Below are 18,339 nucleotides of genomic sequence, written 5' to 3' on the forward strand. Positions count from 1 at the left end.
CTGGGGGAGGAACTGCGCGACCAGCCCCCACGCACCCGCACCCGGCAATCAGTCCAGATAGCCCCTCAGCTGGTCCGCGAATGCGTGATCCCGCAGCTTGTTCAGAGTCTTCGACTCGATCTGGCGAATCCGCTCCCGCGTCACACCGAAGATCCGGCCTATCTCCTCCAGCGTCCGAGGACGGCCGTCGGCCAAGCCGTACCGCAGCTGGACCACCTTCCGCTCCCGCTCCCCGAGCGTCGACAGCACCGCCTCCAGGTGCTCCCGCAGCAGCAGGAACGCCGCCGACTCGACCGGGCTCGCCGCGTCGCCGTCCTCGATGAGGTCGCCGAGGGCGACGTCGTCCTCCTCGCCCACCGGGGCGTGCAGGGACACCGGCTCCTGCGCCAGCCGCAGCACCTCCCCCACCCGCTCCGGCGCCAGATCCAGGTGCGCGGCGACCTCGTCGGGCGTCGGCTCGTAGCCCCGCTCCTGGAGCATCCGGCGCTGGACCCGGACGACGCGGTTGATCAGCTCCACCACGTGCACGGGGACGCGGATGGTGCGGGCCTGGTCGGCCAGGGCCCGGGACATGGCCTGGCGGATCCACCAGGTGGCGTACGTCGAGAACTTGTAGCCGCGGGCGTAGTCGAACTTCTCCACGGCGCGGATCAGTCCGAGGTTGCCCTCCTGCACCAGGTCGAGCATGGTCAGACCGCGGCCGACGTACCGTTTCGCGACCGACACCACCAGCCGCAGGTTCGCCTCGATGAGGCGGCGCTTGGCCATGCGGCCCATGACGACCAGCCGGTCCAGGTCCAGCGCCAGTTCGCTGTCGAGGTCGGGGGTGCTGCCCAGCTTCTCCTCGGCGAACAGGCCGGCCTCGACGCGGCGGGCGAGCTCGACCTCCTCGGCGGCGGTGAGCAGCGGGATGCGGCCGATCTCGCGCAGGTACTGGCGGAACAGGTCCGAGGAGGGACCGCCGGTGTCGGCGCGCGCGGCGGCCCGCGGCTCGGCGGGCTCGGGCTCGGGCTCCGCGTCGGGGGCGTCGGCCGCGAGCTCCTCCGGGGCCGGGCCGTCCGGCTCGGTCTCGGGGTGCAGCGCGGCCCGGCTCTGCGGCGGCACGCCGGCATGGCCGCCGGTATCGGCTTCCGGCTCGTCCGTGAGCGTGCTGCTGTCTGTCTGGGTCAGGGTCTGGGTCTGCACGGGGGCGACCTCCAGGATGATCGCTGCCAGGGGGTACGGCAGCGGTACTTCGGGGGCGGAGACGACGGCCTCGCCGCTGTCCGTCCCGTACGCGATGAGTGGAACGGCGGGGGTGTGGGACCCGTCCGGGACGGGCCGGCCGCGCTCCGAGGACTCAGGCACCGCACCCCAGTGTGGGGTAAGACACATCGCCGCCACGAGGGGCGTGCGGTGACTTTTTGCGTCCGGTCCGTGACCGCGCGGTTATCCTGCCGGCCGGCCGGGGCTCAGAGGGCGGCCGGACCCTGCTCGCGCAGCGCCTGGCCGTACTGCTGGAGCACCCACAACTCGTTCTGCACGGAGGCGAGTTGGGCCGGGTCGCCGCCGTTGCCGAGGCGGGTGAGGGTGATCTGGATCTCGTGGATACGGCGGTCGACGGCGCGGCGGCGGACGGTCACGAGTTGCTCGCCCGCGTAGTTCTCGTCGACCGTGCGGCGCATGATCGCCTCGACGGCGAGCTCGGTGACCATCGCCCGGACCGCGTCGTCGGCGGCTGCGTCGCGGACGCGGACCAGGTACTCCTGCGGGTCCTGCGCCCCGTACTCGGCGCCGCCCGCCTCCATGATGGTCTGGCGCACGGCCGCGTAGGGCTCGGCGGTGAACTCGTCGACGCCGTAGGCGTCGAAGGCCGGGGAGACCAGGTCGGGGCGCTGGAGGGCGAGCTTCAGCAGCTCGCGCTCGGTGGCGTAGACGGCGTTGCGGAGGTTGAGGGCGGGCCCGGAGACGACGGGGCGGGCCGTGCCGGTGTCGTACGACGGCTGCTGCGGGCCGCGCGCCGGGCCGCCGGCCCCCCTGCCACCGCCGCCGCCCTTCTCCCGGGCCCAACGGGCCAGCTGGGCCACCCGCTTCACCACGAACTGGGTGTCGAGGATGCCGAGCATGCCGGCGAGCTGGACGGCGACCTCGTGCTGGGCGCCGCTGTTCTTGATCCGGGCGACGACCGGCGCCGCCTCGTCGAGGGCGGCCGCGCGGCCCGCCGGGGTGTCCAGGTCGTAGCGGGCGACGATCTGGCGGAGCGCGAACTCGAAGAGCGGGGTGCGGGGTTCGGTCAGGTCGGCGACCGCCTCGTCGCCCTTGGCCAGGCGCAGCTCGCAGGGGTCCATGCCGTCGGGGGCGATGGCGATGTACGTCTCGGCGGCGAACTTCTGGTCGTCCTCGAAGGCGCGCAGGGCCGCCTTCTGGCCGGCCGCGTCGCCGTCGAAGGTGAAGATCACGCGGGCCGATCCGTTGTCCATCAGCAGCCGGCGCAGGATCTTGATGTGCTCGCCGCCGAAGGCCGTACCGCAGGTGGCGATCGCGGTCGTCACCCCGGCCAGGTGGCAGGCCATGACGTCCGTGTAGCCCTCGACCACGACCGCGCGGCTGGCCTTCGCGATGTGCTGCTTGGCGAGGTCGATGCCGTACAGGACCTGCGACTTCTTGTAGATCGCGGTCTCGGGCGTGTTGAGGTACTTGGGCCCGTTGTCCGCCTCGTAGAGCTTGCGGGCGCCGAAGCCGACGACCTCGCCGCCGATGTCCCGGATGGGCCACATCAGACGGCCGCGGAAGCGGTCGATGGGCCCGCGCCGCCCCTCCTGGGACAGGCCGGACGTCAGCAGCTCCTTGTCGGTGAAACCCTGGCCGCGCAGGTAGCGGGTGAGGTGGTCCCAGCCCTGCGGGCTGTAGCCGACGCCGAAGTGCACGGCGGCGGCCTGGTCGAAGCCGCGCTCGGCCAGGAAGACCCGGCCGGTCTCGGCCTCGGGGCTGGTCGCGAGCTGCTCCGCGTACCAGACGGCGGCGATCTTGTGCGCCTCCACCAGGCGGATGCGCTCACCGCGCTGGTGGGACGGGTTGTACCCGCCCTCCTCGTAGCGCAGGGTGATGCCGGCGCGGGCGGCCAGCCGCTCGACCGCCTCCGAGAAGGAGAGGTGGTCGACCTTCATCACGAAGGTGAGGGTGTCACCGCCCTCCTGGCAGCCGAAGCAGTGGAAGAGCCCCTTGCTCGGGCTGACCTGGAAGGACGGCGACTTCTCGTCGTGGAACGGGCAGAGGCCCTTGAGGTTCCCGCCGCCCGCGTTGCGCAGCTGGAGGTACTCGGACACGACGGCGTCGATCGGGACCGCGTCCCGTACCGCCTTCACATCCTCGTCATTGATCCGTCCAGCCACGGGTGAATTCTACGGTCACCACAGCGCCCCAAAGGGGCGCGGGGAACTGCGCGACCAGCCCCCACGCACCCGCACCCGCGGGACGGCAGCTCCCGGCAGCCCCCTAGGCGAGCGATTCCAACGGCACATGCGGATCCGCCAAGGCGTCGGTGTCCACCACGGCCCGCGAGGTGATCAGCCGCTGGATCGGCTCTGTGACATCCCACACGTTCACGTTCATCCCGGCCAGCACCCGCCCCTCCTTCACCCAGAACGCGATGAACTCCCGCTTCCCGGCGTCACCCCGGATCACGACCTGGTCGTACGACCCCGCGGGCGCCCACCCGCTGTACTCCATGCCCAGGTCGTACTGGTCGGTGAAGAAGTAGGGCACCCGGTCGTAGGTGAGGTCCTGCCCCAGCATCGACCGCGCCGCCGCCGGCCCGCCGTTCAGCGCGTTGGCCCAGTGCTCCACGCGGAGCCTCGTGTCGAACAGCGCGTGCGGGAACGCGGCCACGTCGCCGGCCGCGTAGATGTCCGGGTCGGACGTCCGCAGCCGTTCGTCGACGACGATGCCCCCGCCGTCCGCCCGGTCGGCCAGCTCCAGCCCGGCCGCCTCGGCCAGCCCGACCCGCGGCGCCGCGCCGATCGCCGCGAGGACGTCGTGCGCCGGGTGCTCCTCGCCGTCGTCGGTGCGCGCGGCCAGCACCATGCCGTCCTGGCCGACGATCTCGGTGAGCCGCACCCCGAAGCGGAACCGGACCCCGTGCTCCTCGTGCAGCTGGGCGAAGACGTTGCCCAGTTCGGGCCCGAGGACGCTGTGCAGCGGGGTCTGCCCGTGCTCGATGACGGTGACCTCGGCGCCGTACGTCCGGGCCGCCGCCGCGACCTCCAGGCCGATCCAGCCGGCGCCCGCGACGACGAGGTGCCCGTTGTCCCGGCCGAGCGCGGCGAGGACGCCCTTGAGGCGCTCGGCGTGCGCGAGGCGGCGCAGGTGGTGGACGCCGGCCAGGCCGGTGCCGGGGATGTCGAGGCGGCGCGGCTCCGCTCCGGTGGCGAGCAGCAGCTTGTCGTAGCGGACCAGCGTGCCGTCGTCGCCGAACCGGACGGTCTTGGCGGCGCGGTCGATGCGGTCCACGGTCTGGCCGAGGTGCAGTTCGATGTCGTGCTGCGCGTACCAGGCGGGCTCGTGCACGAAGACGCTGTCGCGTTCGGCCTTGCCGAGCAGGTAGCCCTTGGAGAGCGGCGGCCGCTCGTAGGGGTGGTCGCGCTCGTCGCAGATCAGTATCACCCGGCCGGTGAAGCCCTCGGCTCGGAGCGTCTCGGCCGCCTTCGCACCGGCGAGTCCGCCTCCGACGATGACGAATGTCTGGTCCGCGTCGACCACTTGATGCCTCCTCGTAAGGGTGCCGCCACATATGCCACCCACATGCGCCGCACTGTGAGCCTCCCGCACGCAGCGTGATGCGGGAAGAGGGAGTGACCCCCGCTGACGCGATCTTGCCCCGTTCAGGCCAGAGGGAGTCGCAGAGAGTCACAAAGTGTTCACATACGTCCCGTCAGTCGCGCGTGCAGCGACCGCGCGGAGGCGTCGGTGAGCGATGCGATCTGATCGACGATCACCCGCTTGCGGGCGTGGTCGTCGCCGGCCGCGTCGAACAGCGCCCGGAACTGCGGGTCGAGTCCGTCGGGCGCGCGGGCGGTGAGCGCCTCGGCGAGTTCCGCGACGACGACCCGCTGGTCGGCACGGAGCCGCTCCTGCTCGGCGCGCTGCATGACGTACCGGTGGGCGATGGCCTTGAGCACCGCACACTCCATTCTGGCCTCGCGCGGTACGACGAGTTCCGCGCCGTACCGGGTGAGCCGCCCGCCCCCGTACGCCTCGCGGGTGGCGCCCTCCGCGGCCAGGCAGAACCGGCCGATGAGCTGGCTGGTGGCGTCCTTGAGGCGGCCCTGGGCGACCGCGGTGCCGTCGTAGCCGTGCGGCCACCACTCCTCGGCCTGGAGCCGGTCGAGGGCCGCGGCGAGTTCGGTGGGGTCGGTGCCGGCGGGCACGTACAGGCGGACGGCGACGGCGAACACCTCCTGCCGTTCCGGTTCCGCGTGCAGGCAGTCGGGGTCGACGTGACCGGCGTGCAGGCCGTCCTCGACGTCGTGCACGGAGTAGGCGACGTCGTCCGACCAGTCCATGACCTGGGCCTCGAAGCAGGTGCGGGTGCCGGGGGCCTCCTTGCGGACCCAGTCGAAGACCGGCCGGTCGTCCTCGTACACGCCGAACTTGGGGGACGCCGGGTCGGTGGGGTGCGCGCCGCGCGGCCACGGGTACTTGGTGGCCGCGTCCAGGGCGGCGCGGGTGAGGTTGAGACCGACGGAGCCCTCGGGGGTGAACCGCTTGGGCTCGATGCGGGTCAGGAGCCGCAGGGACTGGGCGTTGCCCTCGAAGCCGCCGCAGTCGTCCGCGAACTCGTTCAGCGCCTGCTCGCCGTTGTGCCCGAAGGGCGGGTGGCCGAGGTCGTGGGAGAGGCAGGCGGCCTCCACGAGGTCGGGGTCGCAGCCGAGGGCCGCGCCCAGCTCCCGGCCGACCTGGGCGCATTCGAGGGAGTGGGTGAGGCGGGTGCGGGGGCTGGCGTCCCACGCCTGGGCGGAGGTGCCGGGGGTGACGACCTGGGTCTTGCCGGCGAGCCTTCTGAGGGCGGCGGAGTGCAGGATGCGGGCGCGGTCGCGCTGGAAGGCGGTGCGGCCGGGGCGTTTGTCGGGTTCGGGCGCCCAGCGGTCGGCTGACGCCGGGTCGTAGGCCGAAGAGGGTGCGGGTGCGGTGCCTGCCATGGTTCGACAGTACGGGTTGGTGGTGACGAAACGGCGGTTGTGGGGCGCCTACTCGTCTGCCGGGTCGGGGTGCGTCTGTGGCTGCGGGTGCGTGGGGGCTCGTCGCGCAGTTCCCCGCGCCCTCAAGAAGGTGGGTGCAGTGGGCCGACCTGAATGGGGCGCGGGGAACTGCGCGATCAACCACGACGCACCCGCAGCCGCAAGCGCACCCCTAGGCGGCTGCCGTCACCGGCGTTCCCTGGGCCCGCTCGTACCGGTGGAGGATCAGCTCGGCCATCGCGTCGTGGGCTCCCAGGGGGGCCGACGCGATCCACGGGGCGTTCGCCGCGCACTCCGTGGCGAAGCGGCCGGGGGCCGTGAAGTAGGAGGCGATGGCGATGTGGCGGCGGCCCCTCGCCCGCAGGGCGGTGATCGCCTCCGGGACCGTCGGGGCCGCTGCCGAGGCGTAGGCCGGGAGGACCGGGACGCCCAGGCGGGCGGCGAGCAGGTCGGCCATGCGGCTGGTGTCGACCCTGGCGTCGGGGTCACGGGAACCCGCCGCCGCCAGGACCACGGCGCTCGCGGGCCTCGGGCGCCAGCCCGCCTCCCGCAGGCGGGCCTGCAGCGTGTCGGCCAGCAGGGGGTGCGGGCCCAGGGGGGCGGCGACGCGCGTGCGGGCGCAGGCGGCGGCCGCCATCTCCGGGATGTCCTGCTTGACGTGGTAGCCGCGGCCGAGGAGGAGCGGAACGAGGACGGCCTCGGTCTCCCCGAGCGCGGCGAGGGTGTCCGGGAGCAGCGGCTCGTTCAGTTCGATGTGACCGAGGTGCACGGGCAGGCCAGGGCGCAGCGCGCGCACCCGGTCCATGAGCGCCCGCACGGTGCTGAGCGCGCGCGGGTCGCGGCTGCCGTGGGCCACCAGGACCAGGGCGGGCGGGCCGGGGCGCGGGGAGAGGTCGGTCACCGTCATGCGAAGATCCTCGCCGGGCGAGGTTGCACGCCCGTTGCCTGACCGTCACGAGTCTTTTCCGGCGCTTCACGGTAGGGACCCGCACGCTGTGAGCGAACCGGAACCTCCTGCGCTGCGTCCTCCATGGTCGAAGCCCACGGGGCGCCCAAGGGGGGAACGAGCGTATGAGGATCCGCCGACCGCGACTGCCGCAGACCCGCACCGGCCGGCGGCGCCTGGTGCAGGGCGTGATGGCCGCGTGCGTGCTGGCGCTGCTGCCCGCCACCTGGCTGTACGTGTCGACGGCCGGCCGGCTGCGCACGGTGGCGGACGTGCCGCGCGCCGACGTCGCGGTCGTCTTCGGTGCCGGCCTGTGGGACGGCGAGCCCTCGCCGTACCTCGCCAACCGCCTGAACGCGGCGGCGACGCTGTACAAGGAGGGCCGCGTCAAGGTCGTCCTCGTCACCGGCGACAACAGCCGGAAGGACTACGACGAGCCGGACGCCATGCGCACCTACCTGACCGCGCACGGCGTGCCCGGCAAACGCATCGTCAGCGACTACGCCGGCTTCGACACCTGGGACTCCTGCGTCCGGGCGAAGAAGATCTTCGGCGTGGACCGGGCCGTACTGATCAGCCAGGGCTTCCACATCCGGCGGGCGGTGGCGCTGTGCGAGGCCGCGGGGGTCGAGTCGTACGGGGTCGGGGTCGACGCCAAGCACGACGTGACCTGGTACTACGGCGGGACGCGGGAGGTCTTCGCGGCGGGGAAGGCGGCTCTCGACGTGCTCTTCGAGCCGAACCCCCGGTTCCTGGGGAAGAAGGAACCGGGGGTGGCCCGCGCCCTGGCCGCGGCGCCGCACTGAGCGCGTCCGTCGACGGCAGCGCCCCGTAAGGGGGCGCTGGGGGTCCCCCGCCGAAGGCCGGGGGAGGAACTGCGCGACCAGCCACGACGGCGCCGCAGACGGCAGACGGCAGATCGCGGCACTTCCGGCGGAGCTCTCGGGAGCACCCCGCCGTCGTCCTCAGCGGGTGACCGCGACCGTGCCCGCCGTGCGTTCCCCGGCGAGCCGCAGCAGTGGCCGTTCGCCGGGCGGGCCGAGCCGGTCGGCGGGGCGGCCGAGGTGTTCGAGGTCGCCGTCGGCTGTCCAGCGGCCGAGGTCGCGGGTGCGGAACATGGCCCGGCCCGCGCCGAGGAACGGGTCGGGGGCGTACCGCTCGGCGTTCAGGGTGTCGTCGCCCAGGTAGCCGGCCGAGACGCAGTCGCCGCCCGCCCACACCTCGCCGGTCTCGCCGATGGGCAGCGCACGGCGGTCGGCGCCGAGGACGTACAGCGTGCTGTTGGGAAGCGGCCGCCCGGCGGTCCGGGTGTGGCGGCTCATGGTGGTGGCGAGGGTCGCCTCGGCCGGGCCGCGGCAGTGGAAGAAGGCGGCCCGGCGCGACCAGCGGTCGGCGAGCGGGCGCGGGCAGGGTTCCCCGGCGACGGCGACCGTGCGCAGGCGCGGGCAGTCGGCCGGGTCGATGCCGGACAGCACCGCAGCGGTGGCGATCAGGACGGTCGCGGTGCGGGCCGCGGCACCGGGGTCCTCGCCGCGGACGGCCAGGGTGGCGCCGCGGGTGAGGCAGCCGAGGATCTCCCAGGCGGCCGGGCCGGAGGCGATGCCGAGGAGTTGGGCGACCCGGTCGCCGGGGCGGATGCCGAGCCCGCCGGGTTCGGTGAGCAGCAGGTTGGCGATGTTGCGGTGGGTGAGCTTCACGGCGTGGGTGCGGCGGCCGGCGGTCCCGGGGACGAAGAGGACGCAGCAGCCGTCGTCGGGATGCGGCGGCAGCAGCGGCACGGGCCCGGGATCGTACGGCGCCGGGTCGTCGAGGGCGATCAGCCGGTGGCCGCCGGGGAGGGGGACGCGCGGGACGTGTTCCTTCTGGGTGAGGATCACCCGGGTGCCGGCGGTGCGGATGACGTCGGCGAGTTGGGCCGAGGAGGTGCGGCCGATGTCCTGGGGGACGTAGGCGGCGCCCGCCTTGAGGACGGCGAACAGGCCGACCAGCATCGGAATGGAGCGCCTGGCGAACAGGCCGACGTGGTCACCGGGTCGGACACCCTCGCGGGCCAGCCGGGCGGCGAGGGCACCGGCGTAGCGGTCGAGTTCGCCGTAGGTGAGGGTCGCGCCGTGGTGCTCGGCGGCGACGGCGTGGGGGTGGACGATGGCATGCCGTTCGATGGCCCGGTGGACGAGCGGTTCGTGGACGGGTGTGTCGGCGCCGCGGCCGTACTGCCAGAAGAGGTGCTGGTCGCGGGGGGTGAGGTGACGCAGAGGCATGGCTCGGAGACCTCCTGGCTGGCTCTTTCGAGTGGGGGGAGGCCGAGTCCGGGAGCGGCGGGGGCCCGGTCAGGGCGGGGGTCGAGCGCCGTGCGGGTCTTACGCGGGGTGGGGGACGGCGGTGGCAGACGACGACTGTAGTCGGGTCCCTTGGAGACTCAACGGGGTGGGACCGGCCAACAGGGGTGGGGAATGAGCCACTTGCGGGGGCTCCGTGCCCCAGGGACGGCGGCGGACCAGGCACCCGTCGGCCCCGGGTGGGGCGGCGCCGACGCCGGCGGCCCGGTATCGGTTCTCACGATGGCAGGGATACCGGGGGGAGTTGACCGTTTCGGCGGTGCAACACGGGTCCGTCACGGGACGTAACACACCGGACGCACGCTGGTCGACGTGGAGGCCGCCTCGACGCCCGCCCGCCGCCCGTACCGCGCCCCGCGGTTCGGGGTGGCCCTGTCGCCCCTGCCAACCGGGCGGGCGTCGAGGTCTCCGGGGGCAGCCCCCGGTCAGCCGTGGCCCAGCCAGTCGCCGCCGTCGATGCGCCGCCCGTCGGTGCGCAGTCTCCCGGCCACGACGGGCCCGGCGACGTACACCCAGGCCCGGACCGCGGCCCCGTCCCGCAGCCGTACGACGTCCCGCGCGACGCGTACGTACAGGCTCGCCGGGTCCTGCGGCACGCACTCCTCCAACTCGTCGAGTTCGAGAAGGAGCCGGTCGTACGACTCCGGGCGCGCGGTGACGAGTTCGCCGCGCACCGCCGCCGGTCCGGGCTCCTCGACGACGTAGGGGTAGCCGGGCCCGTCGTAGAGCACCGCGCCGTCGAGGCGGCCGGGTTCCTCGGTCCTTGTCCGTCCCCGCAGGTACGCGTCGTGGTTGACCTCGCCCGGGCGGAGTGTGCCGTAGACGAAGAACGGGAGGCGGTGGGGGTTCCGGGCGGTCACAGAAAGGATTCTGCACCCTCCCGACCTCCACACACATCTCCATGGAGGCGCTATGGACATGACATGTCATGGCCTCTTAAATCTCAGTCGTCATCAGCGCCACCCCCACGCCTTCGAGGCGCATCTCCAAGGAGACCGATGAGCCGGACACGGAACACCCGAGCCTCCCGTCTCGCCACGGCCGGCGTCGCCGCCACCACCGCGACCCTGCTGGCCGCCGCGCTCTCCCCCGCCGCCCACGCGGACGCCAGACCGACCCGGGCCACCACGCTCGCGAACGCGGCACAGGCACTCGTCCAGCACGCCACCGCCCTCGGCCTCACGTCCGCCGAGGGCACCTCGGTCCGCGACGTGATCGTGGACGGGAACGGCACACAGCACGTCCGTTACGACCGCACGTACCGCCAACTCCCCGTCCTGGGCGGCGACTTCGTCGTCCACCTCAAGTCGGACGGCGCCTACCGCAGCGCCGACCGGGCGACCCGGAGCCGGATATCCCTGGCGTCGATCGTCCCGGACGTCTCCGCCCCGAAGGCCGCCGACCTCGCGGTGAACGCGCTGCGGGCGGCGAACCTCGGCGACGCGCTGAAGCAGGTGCAGGCCAAGCCGCAGCTGGTCGTCGACGCCCTGCACGGCACCCCGAGGCTGGCCTGGCGCACCAACGCCGTCGGCAAGGACTCGCTCGGCAACCCGGTCGCCCGCACGGTGCTGACGGACGCCCGCACCGGCGCCCAGATCGACGCCTGGGACAGCATCGAGACGGCGACCGGCGACGGCAAGTCGCTGTACAGCGGCACGGTCCCGCTGGAGACGACGCAGTCCGGATCGACGTACAACCTCACGGACCCGACGCGCGGCAACACGTACACGGGCGACGCGGCGAACAAGACGGACCTGTGCATCTTCGGCATCTGCATCAGCCGGGCGCCGTCGACGGTGTTCACGGACGCCGACAACCACTGGGGCACGGGCGCCACGTCGGACCGCTCCTCGGCCGCGGTCGACGCCCAGTACGGCACCAACGAGACCTGGGACTACTACAAGAACGTCCACGGCCGCAACGGCATCGCCGGCGACGGCAAGGGCTCGTACAACCGCGTCCACTACGGCAACAGCTACAACAACGCCTTCTGGGACGACAGTTGCTTCTGCATGACGTACGGCGACGGTGACGGGACGACCTTCGGCCCGCTGGTGGCGCTGGACGTGGCGGGCCACGAGATGACGCACGGCGTCACCAGCAAGACGGCCGCGCTGACGTACTCCGGCGAGTCCGGCGGCCTGAACGAGGCGACCTCCGACATCCTCGGCACGCTGGTGGAGTGGTACGCCAACAACTCCTCCGACCCCGGCGACTACCTGATCGGCGAGAAGATCGTCCGCTCCGGCTTCGGGAAGACGGCACTGCGGTACATGGACCAGCCGTCGAAGGACGGGAGTTCGGCGGACTACTGGAGTTCGTCGGTGGGCAATCTGGACGTCCACTACTCCTCCGGCGTCGCGAACCACTTCGCCTACCTGCTCGCGGAGGGCAGCGGCGCGAAGACCATCAACGGCGTGAGCTACAACTCCCCGACGTACAACGGCTCGACGGTGACGGGGATCGGGAGGGACAAGCTGGGGGCCATCTGGTACCGCGCCCTGACGGTCTACATGACGTCCTCGACGAACTACGCGGGCGCCCGCACGGCAACCCTCAACGCGGCGAAGGACCTGTACGGCAACGGCAGCACGGAGTACAACGCGGTGGCGGCGGCGTGGAGCGCGGTGAACGTGAACTGAGGCACGGCGCATCGAGGTGGGGCGTCCGCCCCGGCGAACGAACCGGGGCGGCCGTCACATACACCCCAGACAACAGGGAATAGCGCAATTCAAGGAATCACGGAATTCCGGAATGCCGGGCCCTCTCACAATGCTCCCTGAGTGGATCAGATGGCGATGATGTGCAGTTTCGGTGACGCACCGCCGGTTTTCCGAACTCCATTGCCCGGAAGGCCACTTGCGGCAATTCCCCGAGTCGACTAACTAGATAAATCATGAACTTGTTCAGCCGCCCCCACACCTCCCGGCGCACCCCCACGCTCCCCCCACGTCCGGCTGCGACCCCCACCGCGGCCCCCACCCTCCTGGACCCCGCCCTCGCCGCCCTCACCGGCGAGTGGATCATCGACCCGGCCCACAGCAGAATCGGTTTCTCGGTCCGGCACGCGATGGTGACGACGGTCCGCGGGGCCTTCACCGAGTACAAGAGCCGCCTCTACTTCGACGGCCGCGACCCCTCCCGCTCCCAGGCGGAGATCATCCTGTCCACGGCGAGCGTCGACACGGGCGTGGAGCAACGGGACGCCCACCTGGTCGGCCGCGACTTCCTGGACGCCGCGACCCACCCGCGGATGCGTTTCCAGAGCACGGCGGTACGCCTGAAAGCGCCGGACGTCTACGTCATGACCGGCGACCTGACCATCAAGAGCACGGCGCGCCCGGTGGACCTGGAACTCACCTACATCGGCAACGTCACGGACCCCTTCGGCTACCAGCGCGTCGGCTTCGACGGCACCACCACCATCAACCGCATGGACTGGGGGCTGGCCTACAACTCCCGCCTGGCGGAGGGCGGGGCGATGGTGAGCGAGACGGTGCGGCTGCAGTTCGACATCGCGGCGATCCGGACGGTGCCGGAGGGCGGGCAGGGGATGCCGTAGCGCCGCAGATGCGGCCCGGACGTCAGACTCACTCGCCTTCGGGCATGCATCCGACATTCGGGCGCCCGGCCCGGCCGCCCGGCCCGGCCGCCCGGCCCGGCCGCTCGCCCCCGGAGAGGGTCACCCGTTCACTCCCCCCACCCCCACCATTCGTGTGTTCTTCATACCGGTGCCCGCTCAACCCCCTTGACCTGCCCGAATTCCCCCTCAACGGGGCTCCCGACCCCCCGCCGTGACACCCGTTCATCCCAAAACTGACGGCGCCTCAGGGAGCGCGGTCGGGCGGTTGGCTTTTACCTCGGTAGAGCAAGGGAGTGGACGACCTCGACCGAGGGAGCACCATGCGACGCACCGCCCGTCTGGTGACCGGGACCGCGCTGGCCGTGGCCACGGCCGGACTCGCCGTCGCGCCGGCGTACGGTGGCGGCACCGGCAGCCTCGACGTGTACCCGTCGACCGCGGCGGCAGGCGCCCAGGTCACCGTGAACACGGCTGCCTGCGGTGAGAAGGGAACGGCGGTCGGGGACGCCGGCTCGGTCGGCGCCGGCACGTTCACCCTTGCGCCGAGCACGCACGAAGGCGAGGCGATCGGGCAGTTCCAGGTGCCGCCGAGCGCGCAACCGGGGACGTACGAGATCGTCGCGAAGTGCGCCGAGGGGAACCGGCAGGTGACCGGGGACCTGGTGGTGGCACTGGCGCCGGCCGCGGGGCAGCAGGTGCAGCCCCACGGCAGTGTGAAGACGGGGGTCGGTGGTGCCCTTGGCTCCGACCCCGTGCAGACCGCGGCAGGCGTGGCGGCTCTGGCCGTCGCCGCCGCGGGCGGTACCTGGCTCCTGCATCGCCGGGCGAGAGGCGATGTGATCTGACGGACACCCTCCGCTGTCCGTCCGCCGGTACCGCACATCCCACCCCCTCCGGGTCCGACGCCCCTCGCGGCCCGGAGGGGGAGGGGGTCACGTTCGTCCCTCAGGGAGAGGGGTTCGCATGCGCAGGATCGGGGACACCGCGATAGCCGCCGTGACCGTCATAGCCCTCGGCTCCGGCGTCTGGCTGCTGGGCCCCGGCATCGGACCGCACACCGCGCCGCCCCAGCCGTCCGCCGCCGAGGGCCGCCCCGACCCCGGCGAGGAAGCCCTCGAAGCCCCCGCGCTGCCGCCCTCCCCGCCCACCCGCATCCGCATCCCCGCCATCCGCGTGAACGCCCCCCTCATGGGCCTCGCCCTCACCCCCTCGGGCAGCCTCGACGTCCCGCCCGCCGGGAACAAGAACCTCGCCGGCTGGTACGAGGCCGGAACCACCCCCGGCGAGACCGGCACCGCCATCGTCGCCGGGCACGTCGACAACACCGAGGGCCCCGCCGTCTTCTACGACCTCGGCGCCCTCAGGCGCGGCGCGACCATCGAGGTGGACCGGCAGGACAGGAGCGTCGCCGTGTTCAGCGTCGACGCGGTCGAGGTCTACCAGGCCCGCGACTTCCCCGACGAGAAGGTGTACGGCGCCGCGAAACGCCCCGAACTCCGGGTCATCACCTGCGGCGGCGGCTACTCGCGCACCACCGGGTACCAGGGGAACGTCGTCGTCTTCGCCCACCTGACGAGCAGCCGGTGACGGGCAACCGCTGACGGGCAGCCGTTCACCTGCAGTCGGTGACGGACAGCCGCCGGCCGGCAGTCGGTGACGGGCGGGCGGTGACCGACCGCGGTCCGGGGACGACGTACACAACCTCTGTCCCGCGAAACCGGTCCCGTCGCCACCCCACCGCCCCACCGGCGCACCGCCGCCGCCCCCACCACCGCCCACCTGCGGCGCAGGCCGACCGCCGCCCCGCGTTTCCGCCACCTCACAGTCCCCGCCGTCCCTCCCCCGGACCCCTCACACCCACCTCCCGCCCCCGAAGAGGGCAGCGTTCCTCACGGGAAACAGCGGTGATGCGGCCGGGTAACGTCGGCGCCGCACGCTCCTGGGTATGACCTCGAATACGCGTGTGGTGGTGATCGGCGCCGGCCGCACGGGCGCCCGTCCCGCCCGGTGGCCCGGCGAGCTCGGCGCCCCCGTGACGCCCGGGTCGCCCCGCCGCGCTTCCGAGGTGACCGCCCGCCCCACCTGCGGCGGCCCGGCCGAGGCCCAGGTGCCCGGCTCCGTCCGCGCCGCCCGGACCGCCGGCCGCGCGGACGGCACCGCGATCGCATACGACATGTCGGACCACGTGCAGCCGGAAGGCGCGCTGCGGACGGGCGTGCCCTCCGAGCGCGGTCGCCCCCTGCTCCACCTGCTCCCCAACGACGGAGGCTCCTGATGACCACCACCCCCGGGGCCACCCCCACGATCGTGCTCGTCGGCCACGGCATGGTCGGTCAGCGTTTCCTCGAGGCGCTCGCCGAGCGCGGCCTGACCGCCACGCACCGCGTGGTCGTGCTGTGCGAGGAGCCGCGCCCCGCCTACGACCGCGTCGCCCTCACCTCGTACTTCTCGGGCCGGACCCCCGACGAACTCTCCATGACCGACATGGAGTTCATCGACGCACACGGCATCGAGCTGTGCGTGGGCGACCCGGCGGAGACGATCGACCGCACGGCGAGGACCGTGACGGCCGGGTCCGGCAGGACCTTTGCGTACGACACGCTCGTACTCGCCACCGGCTCCTACCCGTTCGTGCCTCCTGTCCCCCACAAGGACGCGACGGGCTGCTTCGTCTACCGCACCATCGAGGACCTGCTCGCGATCGAGGAGTACGCGAAGTCGAGGGCGACCGTGGGCGCGGTGGTCGGCGGCGGGCTGCTGGGGCTGGAGGCGGCCGGGGCGCTGAAGGGGCTCGGACTCACCTCCCACATCGTGGAGTTCGCGCCGCGGCTGATGCCGGTGCAGGTGGACGAGGGCGGTGGCGCGGCCCTGCTGCGCACCATCGAGGAGATGGGTCTGACGGTCCACACCGGCGTCGGCACGCAGGAGATCGTGGTCGACTCCGCGGGTGCCGTGACCGGGATGAGGCTGTCCGACGGTTCCGAACTCGCCACCGACCTGGTGGTGTTCAGCGCCGGTGTCCGGCCGCGGGACCAACTCGCCCGCGACTGCGGTCTGACGGTCGGCGAGCGCGGCGGCATCACGGTCGACGAGCAGTGCCGTACCGTCGGTGACCCGCACGTGTTCGCGATCGGCGAGTGCGCGCTGGCGGCGGACGGCCGGGTGTACGGGCTGGTGGCGCCGGGCTACGAGCAGGCCGAGACCGCGGCGGCGGCCCTCGCCGCCGACGAGGCCGAGCAGCTGACCTTCACCGGCGCCGACCTGTCCACGAAGCTGAAGCTGCTCGGCGTGGACGTGGCCTCCTTCGGCGACGCGCACGGCACGGCCGAGGACTGCCTGGACGTCGTGTACTCCGACTCCCGTTCGGGCCTGTACAAGAAGCTGGTCATCGGCCGGGACGGCACCCTGCTCGGCGGCATCCTGGTCGGCGACGCGGACGCGTACGGCACCCTGAAGGCCTTCACCGGTTCGGTACCGCCGGTCCCGCCCGAGTCGCTGGTGCTGCCGGCCGGTGCCGGTGAGTCCGTCCAGCTCGGCCCGGCCGCGCTGCCCGACGACGCGGTCATCTGCTCCTGCAACAACGTCCGCAAGGGCACGATCCGCGGCGCGGTCACGGAGCACGGCTGCAGCACCGTGCCCGAGGTGAAGAAGTGCACCAAGGCCGGTACGACGTGCGGCAGTTGCGTCAAGGTCCTCGGTCAGCTGGTCACCGCCGAGCTGGAGGCGTCCGGCGTCGAGGTCGACAAGGGCCTGTGCGGCTGTTTCGCCCAGACCCGCGAGGAGCTGTACGAGATCGTCCTGGCACTGCGCATCAACACCTATCAGGACCTGCTCGACCGGTACGGCCGGGAGGGCGCCCGGAGCGGTGACGGCTGCGAGGTCTGCAAGCCGGCGGTGGCGTCGGTCATCGCGTCCCTCGCCCCGACGATCGGTGCGAGCGGTTACGTCCTGGACGGCGAGCAGGCGGCGCTCCAGGACAGCAACGACCACTTCCTCGCCAACCTCCAGAAGAACGGGTCCTATTCGGTCGTCCCGCGCATCCCCGGCGGCGAGATCACCCCCGAGGGCCTGATCACGATCGGCGAGATCGCCCGCGACTTCGGCCTCTACACGAAGATCACCGGCGGCCAGCGGATCGACATGTTCGGCGCGCGCGTCGAGCAACTCCCGCTGATCTGGACGCGGTTGGTGGACGCCGGTTTCGAGTCGGGCCACGCGTACGGAAAGGCGCTGCGGACCGTCAAGTCCTGTGTGGGGTCGACCTGGTGCCGTTACGGCGTCCAGGACTCGGTCCGGATGGCGATCGACCTGGAGCTGCGCTACCGGGGGCTCAGGTCGCCGCACAAGCTCAAGTCCGCCGTCTCCGGCTGCGCCCGCGAGTGCGCGGAGGCCCAGTCGAAGGACTTCGGCGTCATCGCCACCGCCAACGGCTGGAACCTGTACGTCGGCGGCAACGGCGGCGCCACCCCACGCCACGCGGACCTGCTCGCCCAGGACCTCACCGACGCCGAACTGGTCCGGCTGATCGACCGTTTCCTGATGTTCTACATCCGTACGGCCGACCGCCTGGAGCGCACGTCGACCTGGCTGGAGCGGATCCCGGGCGGCCTGGACCACGTCCGTGACGTGGTGGTCGAGGACTCCCTGGGCATCTGCGAGGAGCTGGAGTCCCTGATGGCGGCGCACGTGTCCGGCTACGCGGACGAGTGGGCGACCACCATCGACAACCCGGAGAAGCTCGCCCGGTTCGTGTCCTTCGTCAACGCCCCCGACACCCCCGACCCGGTCGTCGGCTTCGTGCCCGAGCGGGACCAGATGAAGCCCGACCTGCCCCTGCTGTCCATCGGCCTGCGCCGCGCGGACGGCACGGCGACCGTTCTGGAAGGAAGCGCCCAGCGATGACCCTGGCCCCCGAGACCACCGACCTGAAGGTCCAGCTCCAGCTGGCCGACGCCTGGCTCACGGTCTGCGACCTGAGCCTGCTCACGCCCGGCCGGGGCGTGGCCGTACTCCTCCCGGACGGCCACCAGGCCGCCGTCTTCCGCGACCGCGCCGGCCGCCTCTACGCCATCGACAACCGCGACCCGTTCGGCGGCGCGGCGGTCCTCTCCCGCGGCCTGACCGGCACCCACCAGGGCCGCCCGTTCGTGGCCTCCCCGCTCCTCAAGCAGCGCTTCGACCTGGAGACCGGCGCGTGCCTGGACGACGAGACGGTACGGGTGACGGCGTACGAGGTACGGGCCGCGTAGGTCCCGC

The 18,339-nt window shown here is 72.5% G+C and carries 14 protein-coding genes and 1 pseudogene; 8 read left to right on the forward strand and 7 right to left on the reverse strand.

The genetic code is table 11. The annotated features are described in order from the left end of the window. Nucleotides 1-48: 48 nt before the first annotated feature. The 5 genes from ACZ4UV_RS04475 to ACZ4UV_RS04495 all read right to left on the reverse strand — a co-directional run bounded on the left by ACZ4UV_RS04475 (nt 49) and on the right by ACZ4UV_RS04495 (nt 7,122). Nucleotides 49-1,347: an RNA polymerase sigma factor gene (locus tag ACZ4UV_RS04475; RefSeq protein WP_451022619.1), complete on the reverse strand. Its 1,299-nt coding sequence runs from the start codon at nt 1,345-1,347 to the stop codon at nt 49-51. Between the two features lie 104 nt (nt 1,348-1,451). After that, the gene (gene dnaG / locus ACZ4UV_RS04480) at nt 1,452-3,371 is read right to left on the reverse strand and encodes a DNA primase (RefSeq protein ID WP_451022620.1); all 1,920 of its coding nucleotides are present in this window, start codon (nt 3,369-3,371) and stop codon (nt 1,452-1,454) included. Nucleotides 3,372-3,474: 103 nt separating this feature from the next. Next, nucleotides 3,475-4,737 carry an NAD(P)/FAD-dependent oxidoreductase gene (locus ACZ4UV_RS04485; RefSeq protein ID WP_451022621.1) on the reverse strand — a complete coding sequence of 421 codons (1,263 nt, stop codon included), beginning with the start codon at nt 4,735-4,737 and terminating at the stop codon, nt 3,475-3,477. 158 nt (nt 4,738-4,895) lie between these two features. After that, the gene (locus ACZ4UV_RS04490) at nt 4,896-6,176 is read right to left on the reverse strand and encodes a deoxyguanosinetriphosphate triphosphohydrolase (protein WP_467835777.1); all 1,281 of its coding nucleotides are present in this window, start codon (nt 6,174-6,176) and stop codon (nt 4,896-4,898) included. 211 nt (nt 6,177-6,387) lie between these two features. Continuing rightward, nucleotides 6,388-7,122, reverse strand: coding sequence for a sirohydrochlorin chelatase (locus ACZ4UV_RS04495; RefSeq protein ID WP_451016437.1), 735 nt, complete (start codon nt 7,120-7,122; stop codon nt 6,388-6,390). Between the two features lie 164 nt (nt 7,123-7,286). On the opposite strand from ACZ4UV_RS04495, the gene ACZ4UV_RS04500 reads away from it, so the two are divergent. After that, on the forward strand, nt 7,287-7,967 hold the full coding sequence (locus ACZ4UV_RS04500; RefSeq protein ID WP_451016438.1) for a SanA/YdcF family protein: 681 nt from the start codon (nt 7,287-7,289) through the stop codon (nt 7,965-7,967). A 216-nt stretch (nt 7,968-8,183) separates the two neighbouring features. Here the strand turns inward: ACZ4UV_RS04500 and ACZ4UV_RS04505 are convergent. After that, nucleotides 8,184-9,422, reverse strand: a pseudogene (locus ACZ4UV_RS04505) (AMP-binding protein); the annotation flags it as partial. A 503-nt stretch (nt 9,423-9,925) separates the two neighbouring features. Further along, nucleotides 9,926-10,360: a gamma-glutamylcyclotransferase family protein gene (locus ACZ4UV_RS04510; protein WP_451016439.1), complete on the reverse strand. Its 435-nt coding sequence runs from the start codon at nt 10,358-10,360 to the stop codon at nt 9,926-9,928. Nucleotides 10,361-10,498: 138 nt separating this feature from the next. Here ACZ4UV_RS04510 and ACZ4UV_RS04515 point away from each other — a divergent pair, with 138 nt between their 5' ends. From ACZ4UV_RS04515 to nirD, 7 genes are all read left to right on the forward strand, one after another. Beyond that, nucleotides 10,499-12,142, forward strand: coding sequence for a M4 family metallopeptidase (locus tag ACZ4UV_RS04515; RefSeq protein WP_467835780.1), 1,644 nt, complete (start codon nt 10,499-10,501; stop codon nt 12,140-12,142). Nucleotides 12,143-12,396: 254 nt separating this feature from the next. Beyond that, complete coding sequence (locus tag ACZ4UV_RS04520) at nt 12,397-13,062, forward strand: YceI family protein (protein ID WP_451016441.1); 666 nt, start codon at nt 12,397-12,399, stop codon at nt 13,060-13,062. Between the two features lie 341 nt (nt 13,063-13,403). Further along, entirely contained in the window at nt 13,404-13,928 is a 525-nt protein-coding gene (locus ACZ4UV_RS04525; RefSeq protein ID WP_351495107.1) for a hypothetical protein, read from the forward strand. A 118-nt stretch (nt 13,929-14,046) separates the two neighbouring features. Continuing rightward, nucleotides 14,047-14,670 carry a class F sortase gene (locus ACZ4UV_RS04530; RefSeq protein ID WP_351495109.1) on the forward strand — a complete coding sequence of 208 codons (624 nt, stop codon included), beginning with the start codon at nt 14,047-14,049 and terminating at the stop codon, nt 14,668-14,670. Between the two features lie 358 nt (nt 14,671-15,028). Continuing rightward, on the forward strand, nt 15,029-15,358 hold the full coding sequence (locus ACZ4UV_RS04535) for a hypothetical protein (protein ID WP_451016442.1): 330 nt from the start codon (nt 15,029-15,031) through the stop codon (nt 15,356-15,358). Then, nucleotides 15,358-17,985, forward strand: a complete 2,628-nt coding sequence (gene nirB, locus ACZ4UV_RS04540; protein ID WP_467835783.1) for a nitrite reductase large subunit NirB — start codon at nt 15,358-15,360, stop codon at nt 17,983-17,985. The genes ACZ4UV_RS04535 and nirB overlap by 1 nt, the downstream gene beginning before the upstream one ends. Further along, the gene (nirD, locus tag ACZ4UV_RS04545) at nt 17,982-18,332 is read left to right on the forward strand and encodes a nitrite reductase small subunit NirD (RefSeq protein WP_390040313.1); all 351 of its coding nucleotides are present in this window, start codon (nt 17,982-17,984) and stop codon (nt 18,330-18,332) included. The genes nirB and nirD overlap by 4 nt, the downstream gene beginning before the upstream one ends. The last annotated feature ends 7 nt before the right edge of the window (nt 18,333-18,339 follow it).

This window comes from Streptomyces sp. NPDC028289, assembly GCF_055565975.1.

Excerpts from the sequence above, each read along its gene's own strand:
- ACZ4UV_RS04490 (WP_467835777.1), bottom strand. The coding sequence starts at position 6,176 with ATGGCAGGCACCGCACCCGCACCCTCTTCGGCCTACGACCCGGCGTCA.
- ACZ4UV_RS04495 (WP_451016437.1), bottom strand. The coding sequence starts at position 7,122 with ATGACGGTGACCGACCTCTCCCCGCGCCCCGGCCCGCCCGCCCTGGTC.
- ACZ4UV_RS04500 (WP_451016438.1), top strand. The coding sequence starts at position 7,287 with ATGAGGATCCGCCGACCGCGACTGCCGCAGACCCGCACCGGCCGGCGG.
- ACZ4UV_RS04515 (WP_467835780.1), top strand. The coding sequence starts at position 10,499 with ATGAGCCGGACACGGAACACCCGAGCCTCCCGTCTCGCCACGGCCGGC.
- ACZ4UV_RS04520 (WP_451016441.1), top strand. The coding sequence starts at position 12,397 with ATGAACTTGTTCAGCCGCCCCCACACCTCCCGGCGCACCCCCACGCTC.
- ACZ4UV_RS04525 (WP_351495107.1), top strand. The coding sequence starts at position 13,404 with ATGCGACGCACCGCCCGTCTGGTGACCGGGACCGCGCTGGCCGTGGCC.
- ACZ4UV_RS04530 (WP_351495109.1), top strand. The coding sequence starts at position 14,047 with ATGCGCAGGATCGGGGACACCGCGATAGCCGCCGTGACCGTCATAGCC.
- ACZ4UV_RS04535 (WP_451016442.1), top strand. The coding sequence starts at position 15,029 with ATGACCTCGAATACGCGTGTGGTGGTGATCGGCGCCGGCCGCACGGGC.
- nirB (WP_467835783.1), top strand. The coding sequence starts at position 15,358 with ATGACCACCACCCCCGGGGCCACCCCCACGATCGTGCTCGTCGGCCAC.
- nirD (WP_390040313.1), top strand. The coding sequence starts at position 17,982 with ATGACCCTGGCCCCCGAGACCACCGACCTGAAGGTCCAGCTCCAGCTG.